The following is a 12,032-nucleotide window of genomic DNA, read 5'->3' on the forward strand; positions in this document are numbered from 1 at the left end:
CGGGCTGGTAATTAAAGCGCTTAATTAAAAGCTAAACTGTGCAGCCAGTCTTACGTTAGTACCTTCACCTATTGTTACGTTATTTGTTCCGCCACCGGCTAGATAATCTTCATCAAATAAGTTTTCTATGTTTAGGCGTAAGTTAACATCGGTTTTGCTTACTTTAAGTTTGTAAGTTGCACCTACATCTACGCGTGTGTAGGCATCTTTAGTAATCGTGTTGGCACTATCTGCAAAGCGCTCACCTTCGTAAAATGCACCCGCATTAAATGCAATCGCGTCGTTTAATTCGTAACGTGTCCAAAGAGATGCAGACCATTTAGGGGCATCGGTAGGGCGCTTGCCTTCTAAATCTTCGTCACGCTCGTAATTTGCATCTAAATACATAGTCGATGCCATTACGAATAAACGGTCAGTTGCCGCACCTTGCGCTGTTAGTTCAACGCCTTTGTGGCGCTGTTCACCAATTTGGTTTGTTTCAGAGATTAAATCACCCACTGGTACATCAAGTGTTTCTGTAACTAGTGTGCCATTTTTACTAATGTCAAAAAGCGCACCACTTAGCATTAAACGATCATCAAACAATTGCCACTTAACGCCAATTTCTTTTTGCTCAGAGGTAACGGCGTCAAGCTTCATACCATTATTTATATCGTCTTCGTTTACAAGAGTATCGCTTCCTTGAGGCTCAAAGCCTTCAGAGTAACTCGCGTATATGGTAGCTGATGCATTAGGGTGATAAAGAACACCTACTTTTGGCACAAACGATTCATTATTTGCATCTTCACGTGTTTGCTTATCGTAGCGACCACCAAGCGATAGCTGCCATTGTGGCGAAAACGTGATTAAGTCTTGCACATAAATACCGTAATAGTCGTATTCTGTTTCGCTAATAGTGTCGTCAGTTTTGTAACTGACAGTTGGACGATTTGGTTCTGCTTGGCCTGCTATAAAATTAAATGAATCAGCTGAGGTGCGACGCTGGCCATAATAATAATCAAGCGAGTTAGCACCAATTAATAATTGATGATGAACACCGGCTGTTTCAAATTCACCAATGAAGTCGATAAATGCTGTTTTAAATTGCCAGTCGTCGAATCGGTCGTACGGGCGAGACTCATAGCTGTCGCCTTCAACATAATTACCCGGCTTACGTGGCGCTGACTCAAAACGTTGGCGCTCAAATGTTTGTTCGTTATAACCAAGCTTTACCTGCCAGTTATCGTTTAAAAACACTTTAAAATCTATGCCCGCATTTTCTACCGTTATGTCGGTAAACGCCCAAGACATATCGCGAATAGTTTTATCGTCGCCAATAACGTTGGCGTTGTCGTCTATCCATGCACCGGTGTCTAAACCTGCTTCGTCGTCTGTGCGGTCGTAATGCACACGTACTAAGGCATTATCACTAATGTCGTAATCAACAATAAATGCACCTAAAAAGCGGTCACGCTCGCGGTTTTCACCATTTTGGTATTCGCGCCAGTAATCAACATCTTGCTTAACTAAAATACCGCGTGCACGTAAATCTTCTGCATCCGTTAATGCTCCGCTAGCATCAAGCATAAACCGCGTTGAACCGTGTTGATCTACATCTGCACTGGCATTGAACAAAGTTTGTGCTGTTGGCTTTTTAGTGACCATATTAATTAGTCCGCCAGGGCCTGATTGACCATATAAAATGCTCGATGGACCTTTAATAACTTCTACTTGCTGTAAAATTTCAATGGGTTGTTGATAGTGCGACCAGTGCTGATGACCATCGCGTAAGTAACCCGTTGATGAGCTAAGTTCAAAACCACGTAAGTTAAATACTTCACGGTTACGTTGTTTAGAACCAGCCGTTAAGCTTGCATCGTTTGAAAGTACTTCACCTAGTGTTGTTGCAAGTTGTTCGTTAATAATAATATCGCTAATTACAGTCACTGATTGAGCAGTATCAAGTAATGAAGTTGATGTTCTCATTGCACCATTTGCGTTATCTACTTTGTAGTCATTAAAGAAACTTCCTTTGACTTCAATATGTTCAAGGTCGGTAGAGTTTGCATATGTGTTTGTTGTTATTGTTGCTAATAGTGCGATGTAAAGTGAACTCAGTTTCATTTGATGCTTCCAGCTCAATATGTGAATAAAAAGTGAAGCGCAATCTTAATGCAAATAAATATCATTTGCAATGTGTTTTTATTAACAATATTTTATAATGTGTTTGCTAATGGTTGCCAATAACGAATTCTGCTATTATTAGCGGCATATTTAGTGGGACTTTATCCTGCGTTATTTTTACTGCTATGGAATTTACTGTGACTTCAACTGCTTTTTCATCTTTGGCTTTACCAGCTGGACTTGTTGATAATTTATCGACGCTTGGCTACGCCCACATGACACCTGTACAGGCGCAAAGTTTGCCACCTGTACTTGAAGGTAAAGACATCATTGCTCAGGCAAAAACCGGCTCAGGTAAAACGGCTGCGTTTAGTTTAGGTGTGCTTGCTAAATTAAACGTAAAACGTTTTAGAATTCAATCGCTAGTTTTATGTCCAACACGTGAACTTGCTGAACAAGTGGCTGTTGAAATGCGTAAGCTTGCGCGTGGTATCCATAATATTAAAATATTAACGCTATGTGGTGGTGTATCAATTGGCCCGCAAATTGGGTCGCTTGAACACGGTGCACACATCATTGTTGGTACACCAGGGCGCGTAGATGACCATATTCGCAAAGGGACTTTACGGTTAGACGATGTAGAAACATTAGTACTAGACGAAGCCGATCAAATGCTTGATATGGGCTTTCAAGATACCCTTGATGCGATTATTGAATGTATTCCACAAAACCGCCAAACGCTTTTGTTTAGTGCTACTTTTCCACGCGCAATCGAAGCGATAGCAAAGCGTGTACTTAGTAACCCAGAAATGATTAAAGTAGAAGAAGAGCAAGAAAAAAGTACAATAAAACAATACTTCTACAAAATGGATAACAATAAACAGCGCTATCCAACACTTAAGTTACTATTACTTAAATTTACACCACAAAGTTGTGTTGTGTTTTGTAACACCAAGGTAGAAACGCAGCAAGTATGCGACGAATTAGCCGATGAAGGTTTCAGCGCCGTGGCATTGCATGGTGATTTAGAACAACGTGACCGTGAGCGCACTCTGATTCATTTTGCTAATAAAAGTGCGTCTATTTTAGTCGCGACAGACGTTGCCGCACGTGGTTTAGATATTGACGATATGGACATGGTAATCAACTACCATTTAGCGCATGACCCGCAAACGCACGTTCACCGAGTTGGGCGAACAGGCCGCGCGGGTAAAAAAGGGATTGCTTGCTCAATTTATGGTGATGCAGAGCAATTCAAAGTAGCGCAAATTGGTGATCACTATGAGCGCGACTTTGAGCCAGAGCCAATGCCTTCATATAATTTGTTGGACAAACCACCGTACAAACCAGAAATGGTCACTCTGATGATAGATTCAGGTAAAAAGCAAAAAGTGCGTGCTGGTGATATTTTAGGTGCGTTAACAGGTAAAGACGGTATTGCTGGGCGTCAAGTAGGTAAAATTAATGTTCTTGATAACGTCGCATTTGTAGCTGTTGAACGTAATGCGTCTAAACCGGCACTTCGTAAATTAACCGAAGGTAATATAAAAGGGCGCAAAATTCGTGCTCGTCGCCTAACGCGTTAATCAATTTATGAGCGAGCAGCCGGTTTAAGCTGCTCGTACTCTACTTTTATTTGCTTGAATGCATTCTCGCAGCCAGTAGGTTTGTCTGGGTGGTGCGCCAGTGCAAGCTGTCGCCAACGTTTTTGTAGTTCTTTAAGCGAAAAATCATTTGTTAGCTGCCACTTTGCCAACAGTGCGTCAAAGTGATCTTCTGTTAAAGCTGACGCGCTATTTACCTTCTTAAACTTTAGCCAAAAACTTGTGAGTAGCTCATTAATTTGCTCTTCGCTTGCTTCGTAATTCCCCCAGTCTAAATAATAATCTTTTAAGTTTGATTTAACCGTTGCAGGGCTTTCTATGTCTGTTTCAATAAGTTCTATATGAAGTGTTGATATTAAGAGGCTTTTAGGGTGAAGTTGTTCCTTTAGTTGATACAATGCATTCATAATTAAAAAATTACGCTTAAATAAATCACGTTCAGGGTTTTTATCAAGTGGCTTAATTGCGCCACAATTAATAAGCTCAGCTGCTAGGATATGAACTTGCCACACTTTTTGGGTTAATATTAAGTCAAATATTCGGTCAATCAGTGGGTTAAGCATTGTTTAGGTCCTAGTATTTAGTGTATCTTCAGTACAGATTACATTGTTATACGTAACAATTTGAAGGATTAAAATTATGCATGGCAAGCTCAAGTGCCTCTTATTCATTGTATGCAGTTTGTTCTATTTGCCAAGTTATGCTCAAAAATCAGAACCATTATTAGAAGAGTTTAAACAACAACAACAATGGGATGCAAAGCTTGAATTAGGTAACGCCTTACTTAATAACCAACGTATTACAACTCAAAGTCGTGCTGTAATATATGCAGGCCTTGCCGATACTGCGCTGTCGAGCGGCCACTATAGTGATGCTTTTAATTACTTTAAATCATTAGAGCAAGAAACTTCTGGATCACTTCTTCCTAGCGAGCACTTTCGTGCGATTAAAATGCAAGGTGTTGCACTTTTTTATCAAGGCTTGTTTAAACAAGCAATTACTCAATATACCCGTGCACTTGATATTGCAAAAATTAATAACCAACCATTAGAGCAAGCAAATTTATTGAATAATATAGGTTTGGTTTATTTTAATATGCATAAATTGGTAGCAACGCTTGATTATTATTTAAAAGCAAAAGAAATTTACGAAAAAGTAGGCAGTGAACAAGATAAAAGCGATATTTTACTTAATATAGCAGGCGTTTATATACGCTTATCTCGTTATGAAAATGCCATGAGTATTTATCAAGATGTGTTAAAAATTTTTCGCAAGTTAGATGATAATTTGGGTATTGCTTTGGTGCATAACAATATGGGGGTGGTTTATTTTGAAAGTAATCAGCTAGATTTAGCGATGCATTACTACCAATTAGCAACCCGTTATTACCTATCTGTCAATAATGTCAATAAGTTAGCTACTCAGTATACTAACCTTGCAAACGTCAATATTATTCTTAATAAAGTAGAACTAGCGTATGAACAAGCGCAATTAGCGATAGAGTACTCACTTAAAATTGATAATAAAAACTTAGAGCTCACTGCACTGCAAACTCTCGCAAAAGTCCAGCTTGTAAGGGGAATGTTAGATGAGGCAAAAGCGAACATTGAACGCGTTTTTGAATTACTTGAAGAGCATAGTAATGATCGCATTATGCGAGATGGACTTGGCACCCATGCTTTGATTGAGGCAAGTAGGGGGAACTACGAAAATGCAATGCAGTTGCATGAAAAGTACAATAACGAACTACGCAAATTAAGAAGTGAATCTATTGTTAAAGCCTTAGCAGTATTAGAAAGACAGTTTAAAGCCACACAATTAAATCAAGAAATTAAAGAGCTGAAACAAGACCGTAAATTACAAGAACTAAAAATGCATCAGCGTTCGCAGTTAACGGTGTTTATTTTTGTACTGTTATTTTTAGTCATAGTGACAGGGGTTGCTTTATACCGACGCGGCGCAGAAAAACGGGCAAAGCAATATTTAGCTGAGCAAGTGGCGCAACGCACAGCAGAGCTTCAAGCTGTTGCCCAAGAGTTAAGAGCAGCTAATGATGTTAAAAGTCAATTTTTGGCTAATGTTAGCCATGAAATAAGAACACCATTAACGGCGATTCTCGGACAAACAGACGACTTAATGAATGGTTTATACGAGCCTGAACAGCTAAAAGATGAGTTAGCTATTATTCAGCGGCACAGTAACCATTTAAAAAGTTTGATCAACGATGTACTTGATTTAAGTAAAATAGAAGCGAATAGGTTAGAACTTAATGTTTCTTGTTTTGACATGGTTCAACTGGTTAACGATGTGCACGCAATGTTTAACCCTCAGGCAAAAGCAAAAAATCTCAGGCTTGTGCTTGAAAATAAGGTGGGCGATGAGTTTTACACCCGCCTTGATATAATGCGAGTAAAACAAATTCTCATTAATTTGTGTGCAAATGCAATTAAGTTTACCCAATCAGGGCAGGTATTAATTGCATTAAATAAAACAGATCAGGGTATTGTACTGATTGTTAAAGATACCGGTATAGGTATGAACTCATCGCAATTAAAGCTCATTTTTGAATACTTTAGCCAAGCAGATAACAGTATTAGCCGACGTTTTGGTGGTACAGGTTTGGGGCTTAGTTTATCACAGCAGCTCGCTTCTATGATGGGCGGGTATATTAGCGTGCAAAGTGAATATAAAAAAGGAAGTCAATTTTCGTTCTTTTTACCTTGTGCGCAAGTTTCTAGTGATCAAAGCGATATTGGGCAAATAGAGCAAAATAAAGTGCAACTAAGCGGTACTGTCCTGTTTGCAGAGGATCATGCAGATAACCGTAGGTTTATTAGCCGTTACTTGCGTTCACTAGGGCTTGATGTAATTGCGGTAGAAAACGGTGAGCAAGCTGTAGAGCGTTGCTTACAAGACTACCCAGATCTTGTATTACTCGACATTCAAATGCCTATAATGGATGGACGAGCGGCCTTTGAGCTATTGAAAAAATGTGGTTTTCAACGGCCAATTTTTGCGCTCACTGCAAACGCAATGAGTCACGAAATTGACGACTATCTTACATTAGGGTTTAACGGTTACCTTGCAAAGCCATTGGATAAAGACTTATTTTATAAAACCTTGTCAGAAAATTTAGACCAAGTTCATTCGGACGAACCTAATGTACCAAGTGAGATAGATATTAGTGATTTAGTAATAAGTTTTAAACAAAGTTTTGGTTTAGAAAGCGAAAATATTACACAGCATTTTCTAAGTGAAGACTTTGACGCTTTGCAAAAAGATAGCCACCGAATATTAGGTGCAGCACAAATGTTCGCCTTAGAGGAAATAGCTTCAGCTGCGAAAAATTTAGACAGCGCCTTATTGCAAAAAGGCGAAAAAGATATGAAATATATTAATCAGCTTGTGTCAGAGCTCCAGGCTGTATTACACAAATACAATGAAACGTAAGTACACATTATAACAAATATAAAAAAAGCGCCTAGGGCGCTTTTTTTATGTTACTTAAATACGTTTATTGGCGTTTCATCGAATCAAAAAACTCATCATTGGTTTTACTCATTGATAGTTTATCGATTAAAAATTCCATGGCGTCAATCTCTGACATTTCATGAACAATTTTACGTAAAATCCATAGCTTTTGCAGCTCATCTGGCTTAGTAAGTAGTTCTTCACGGCGAGTACCAGAGCGGTTAAAGTCGATAGCTGGGAATACACGTCTTTCCGCAATTTTGCGGTTAAGGTGTAATTCCATGTTACCAGTACCTTTAAATTCTTCGTAGATAACTTCATCCATTTTAGAGCCAGTATCGATAAGTGCAGTGGCTATAATTGTTAAGCTACCACCTTCTTCAACGTTACGTGCGGCACCGAAGAAACGCTTAGGTTTGTGTAGTGCATTAGCGTCAACACCACCGGTAAGTACTTTACCTGATGAAGGAATAACGGTGTTGTAAGCACGTGCTAAACGCGTGATTGAATCAAGTAAAATAACAACGTCTTTTTTATGCTCAACTAAACGTTTTGCTTTTTCGATAACCATTTCGGCAACTTGTACGTGACGAGATGCAGGCTCATCAAACGTTGATGCAATAACTTCACCTTTAACAAGGCGTTGCATTTCAGTTACTTCCTCAGGACGTTCGTCAATTAGTAAAACCATTAACGTTACATCAGGATGATTATGCGTAATTGATTGTGCAATGTTTTGCAGTAGCATTGTTTTACCCGCTTTTGGCGGTGCTACTAATAAACCACGTTGGCCACGGCCAATTGGTGATGCTAAATCAAGTACACGAGCAGTGATATCTTCTTTACTACCGTTACCACGTTCCATGCGGAAACGTTCGTTTGCATGTAGTGGCGTTAAGTTTTCAAAAAGAATTTTGGTGCGAGAATTTTCAGGTTTATCAAAGTTAACTTCGTTTACTTTAAGTAATGCAAAGTAACGTTCACCATCTTTTGGTGGACGAATAAGGCCTGAAATTGAGTCGCCAGTACGCATACTGAAGCGGCGAATTTGGCTCGGTGATACATAAATGTCATCTGGGCCAGCTAAGTAAGAAGCTTCTGATGATCTTAAAAAGCCAAAACCATCTTGCAAAATCTCAAGCACACCACCGCCGAAGATATTTTCTCCGCCTTTGGCATGGGATTTTAATATGGTAAAAATGATATCTTGCTTTCTTAAGCGGGCTACGTTTTCGAGCCCCATGGACTCAGCTAAGTTTACAAGTTCTTTTATAGACTTGTCTTTTAATTCGCGTAAATGCATATTGGTGGGTTCTTTATTACAATTGTCATACTCAAAGTCGCTTTGATCGTTGAGTGAGGTTGGTTGAATATAACTAAGGATTAGTTGGCTTTATAAACTAGCAGTTCACTGGCATAGCGTCCAGTGTTTATACAAAATAAATTCAAAAAAAGGGCAAAAAGCCCTTTTTTAGTTCTAGTCTATTAGATGTTGTTATCTAAAAACTCGATAAGCTGTGTTTTTGAAAGTGCACCAACTTTAGTTGCAGCAACTTGGCCATCTTTAAAAAGAAGCAAAGTAGGGATGCCGCGAATACCAAATTTAGGCGGAGTGCCAGCATTTTGGTCAATATTAAGTTTAGCAACAGCAACACGACCGTCGTATTCATCAGCAACTTCATTAAGGATAGGGGCGATCATTTTACAAGGTCCGCACCATTCAGCCCAGAAGTCTACTAGTACAGGCTTGTCTGATTGTAATACGTCAGCTTCAAAGCTATCGTCAGTAATTTGGATTATTTTCTCGCTCATTGCGCTCTCCGATTTAGTTAGGCGAAATATTTAGTGCGTATTTAAACACTCTTGTTTCTTATTGCAAGTTTAAACGTTATGCTTAAACGCTATGACTAAGACACATTTAACCGATAAAAAGTTTTCAGACTTTGCTATCGCACCGGAAGTGGTTGCCGGTCTAACCGAGAATGGGTTTGAATATTGCACACCTATTCAAGCAAAATGCCTACCTTTTATTTGTGATGGACGCGATATTGCGGGCCAAGCACAAACAGGTACAGGCAAAACGTTGGCATTTTTAACTGCTACGTGCCATCGGTTATTACAATCTAGCAAAGCACCTAGTAAACATCCAAGAGCCCTGATCATGGCCCCTACTCGGGAGCTTGCGATTCAGATACACAAAGATGCAAAAATTTTAGCGCCACACTGTAATCTTAACTTAGGTTTAGTATATGGTGGCGAAGATTACGAAAAACAACGTGCACAATTAGAAAAAGGCGTAGATATTTTAATTGGCACGACAGGTCGTTTAATCGATTTGTACAAGCAAGGCTGTTACACCCTTAATGAAATTGAGGTTGTCGTGCTTGATGAAGCTGATCGTATGTTCGATTTGGGCTTCATAAAAGATATACGTTACATGTTTGATCGTATGCCAGATACGTCTAAGCGATTAAACTTATTATTTTCTGCGACTTTATCATACCGCGTGCAAGAACTTGCTTTTGAACACATGACCAACCCAGAGCATGTACAAATTGAGCCAGACGTAAAAACCGGTAAACGCATAAAAGAAGAGCTATTTCACCCTTCACAAGAAGATAAAATTAAGCTTTTATTAACGTTAATTGAAGAAGAGTGGCCTGATAAAGCCATTGTGTTTGCAAACACTAAGCACAGCTGTGAAACCGTGTATGCGTGGTTAAAAGCTGATGGTCATCGTGTTGGTATGCTAACGGGTGATGTAAATCAGAAAAAACGTCAAAGCATTTTAGCGCAATTTAGCAAAGGCGAATTAGACTTTTTAGTTGCAACTGATGTTGCAGCGCGTGGGTTGCATATCCCAGAAGTAAGTCATGTATTTAACTTTGACTTACCAGACGACTGTGAAGATTATGTTCATCGTATTGGTCGAACAGGTCGTGCAGGTGCATCAGGACATGCAATAAGTTTTGCGTGTGAACAATATGCATACAACCTACATGAAATTGAAGAATACATAGAGCACAGCATTCCTTTATCGCATTACGATAAAGCCGCTTTGTTAGACGATTTAACTAAGCCTATTATTCAAAGAAAGCGCAACTATTCAAATGGTCCTCGTAATCGTAGTAACAATAACGGACGTCGACCAAATAATAGTTACCAAAAAGGACGGTCGTAATAGACCGTTTGTATAAGTAGTAGTAACTAGAGGTTTTTGAACGGTGGGGCAACTTATACCGCAAAAAAATGTATACGCAGTTATTGATTTGGGATCAAATAGCTTTCATATGCTAATTGCCAAATCAGTGGCTGGCGGTTTACAAACTATTGGTCGCGTAAAACGCAAGGTCAGGTTAGCCGCAGGGCTTGATAAAGATAACATATTAAGCACCGAGGCTATGCAACGAGGCTGGGAATGCCTCGCGCTTTTTGCTGAGCGTTTACAAGATATTCCAAATCAAAATATTACAATAGTAGCTACGGCTACATTACGCTTAGCAACCAATGCTGAAATATTTAAAGCGCAGGCTGAAAAAATTCTTGGCCATAAAATCAATGTTATCAGTGGTGAATTAGAAGCGCGTACCATATACAAAGGTGTAGCGCATACTTCTGCATGTACTGGCAAACAGCTTGTTATTGACATTGGTGGTGCAAGCACTGAAGTAGTGATTGGTAAAGAGTTTGATGCACTTTTATACAAGAGCCTCAACATGGGGTGTGTTACTTACCTTGAGCGTTACTTTAAAGATTGCTTATTAACACATAGCAATTTCAATACCGCTATAAAGGCTGCTCGAACTGTTATTGATAATATAGCTCCTGAATACAAAGCCGCAGGATGGCAAATAGCATCAGGCGCATCAGGTACAGTACAAGCAATTCAAGAAATTATGGTGGCACAAAACCTTGATGACCTTCTTACTTTAGAAAAGCTTAATTCAATAAAAGAGCAATCAATTGCATTTAAATCCATTGCAGCGTTAGAGCTTCCAGGTTTAAGCGAAGATCGTCGATTGGTATTTGTATCAGGCCTTGCTATTTTAATTGCTTTGTTTGAATCGTTAGAAATTGAAAAAATGGGACTGGCAGGCGGCGCACTTCGTGAAGGTGTTTTATATAGCATGGTGCCAGAGTTTCATAATAGCGATATAAGAAAGCGAACAGTTGATGGGTTTATGAGTCGATACCATGTTGACCAAAACCAAGCATCACGAGTCTCTAGTTTGGCAATTGAGCTCGCACAAAGCATCAATGAAGATTGGCCAATTAATCACTTAAATGGCTTACCTCTGCTAAAAGCCGTTGCGCAGTTACATGAAATCGGCTTACTGATAGAGTATAAGCAGTATCATAAGCATACAGCGTATATTCTAGAAAATACCGACATGCCTGGTTTTTCGCAATCAGAGCACAGGTTAATTGTGGCAGTAGCCGATGCACATCGTTCTGATATACCAAAAGACAGCTTTAACGCGTTAGGTGCAAACAACCTTCTTGCGCAGTACATTGTAAGGTTACTTCGAGTGTCCGTTATTTTGTCGATGAGACGACAGGACGATGTTCTGCCAAATTTTGAATTAACCGCTAAGAATGAAGTTTTAACATTAACATTCGAAAGTAACTGGTTAAAAGAACATCCATTAATGGCAAGTGAACTACAACAAGAGTCTAAACAGCAAAGTAAACTTGGTTGGAAGCTTATCGTTCATTGAGTAAAAAGGCCCTTGTGGGCCTTTTTAGTGTTTAAAGTAACCGTTTAGATGAAAATATGCGCGAACGACACGTTTTTTCAAGTTTTCTTCAAAAAAGGGTTGATCTGTTTTCGGATCTCCCTATAATGCGACCCCA

Annotated in this window: 8 protein-coding genes; 4 read left to right on the top strand and 4 right to left on the bottom strand. The window is 39.3% G+C overall.

All coding sequences use genetic code 11. From position 1 onward, the window contains the following. Positions 1-24 precede the first annotated feature (24 nt). Positions 25-2,103, bottom strand: coding sequence for a TonB-dependent siderophore receptor (locus tag PMAN_RS15915; RefSeq protein ID WP_010557946.1), 2,079 nt, complete (start codon positions 2,101-2,103; stop codon positions 25-27). Between the two features lie 197 nt (positions 2,104-2,300). On the opposite strand from PMAN_RS15915, the gene dbpA reads away from it, so the two are divergent. Continuing rightward, positions 2,301-3,689 (top strand): ATP-dependent RNA helicase DbpA, encoded by a 1,389-nt coding sequence (gene dbpA, locus PMAN_RS15920; protein ID WP_010557947.1) that lies wholly within the window; start codon positions 2,301-2,303, stop codon positions 3,687-3,689. 5 nt (positions 3,690-3,694) lie between these two features. On the opposite strand, the gene PMAN_RS15925 is transcribed toward dbpA, so the two are convergent. Continuing rightward, complete coding sequence (locus tag PMAN_RS15925) at positions 3,695-4,270, bottom strand: DNA-J related domain-containing protein (RefSeq protein WP_010557948.1); 576 nt, start codon at positions 4,268-4,270, stop codon at positions 3,695-3,697. A gap of 76 nt (positions 4,271-4,346) precedes the next feature. Between PMAN_RS15925 and PMAN_RS15930 the strand changes: the two genes are divergently transcribed. Beyond that, positions 4,347-7,157, top strand: coding sequence for a tetratricopeptide repeat-containing hybrid sensor histidine kinase/response regulator (locus PMAN_RS15930; RefSeq protein ID WP_010557949.1), 2,811 nt, complete (start codon positions 4,347-4,349; stop codon positions 7,155-7,157). A 64-nt stretch (positions 7,158-7,221) separates the two neighbouring features. Here the strand turns inward: PMAN_RS15930 and rho are convergent, their stop codons facing one another. After that, positions 7,222-8,481 (bottom strand): transcription termination factor Rho, encoded by a 1,260-nt coding sequence (gene rho / locus PMAN_RS15935; RefSeq protein ID WP_006792445.1) that lies wholly within the window; start codon positions 8,479-8,481, stop codon positions 7,222-7,224. Positions 8,482-8,663: 182 nt separating this feature from the next. Further along, on the bottom strand, positions 8,664-8,990 hold the full coding sequence (gene trxA / locus PMAN_RS15940; protein WP_006792444.1) for a thioredoxin TrxA: 327 nt from the start codon (positions 8,988-8,990) through the stop codon (positions 8,664-8,666). A gap of 91 nt (positions 8,991-9,081) precedes the next feature. On the opposite strand from trxA, the gene rhlB reads away from it, so the two are divergent. Continuing rightward, positions 9,082-10,359 carry an ATP-dependent RNA helicase RhlB gene (rhlB, locus tag PMAN_RS15945; RefSeq protein ID WP_006792443.1) on the top strand — a complete coding sequence of 426 codons (1,278 nt, stop codon included), beginning with the start codon at positions 9,082-9,084 and terminating at the stop codon, positions 10,357-10,359. Positions 10,360-10,402: 43 nt separating this feature from the next. Continuing rightward, positions 10,403-11,896 carry a guanosine-5'-triphosphate,3'-diphosphate diphosphatase gene (gppA, locus tag PMAN_RS15950; RefSeq protein WP_010557950.1) on the top strand — a complete coding sequence of 498 codons (1,494 nt, stop codon included), beginning with the start codon at positions 10,403-10,405 and terminating at the stop codon, positions 11,894-11,896. Positions 11,897-12,032 lie beyond the last annotated feature (136 nt).

Source organism: Pseudoalteromonas marina (assembly GCF_000238335.3).
Taxonomy (GTDB): Bacteria; Pseudomonadota; Gammaproteobacteria; order Enterobacterales; family Alteromonadaceae; genus Pseudoalteromonas; species Pseudoalteromonas marina.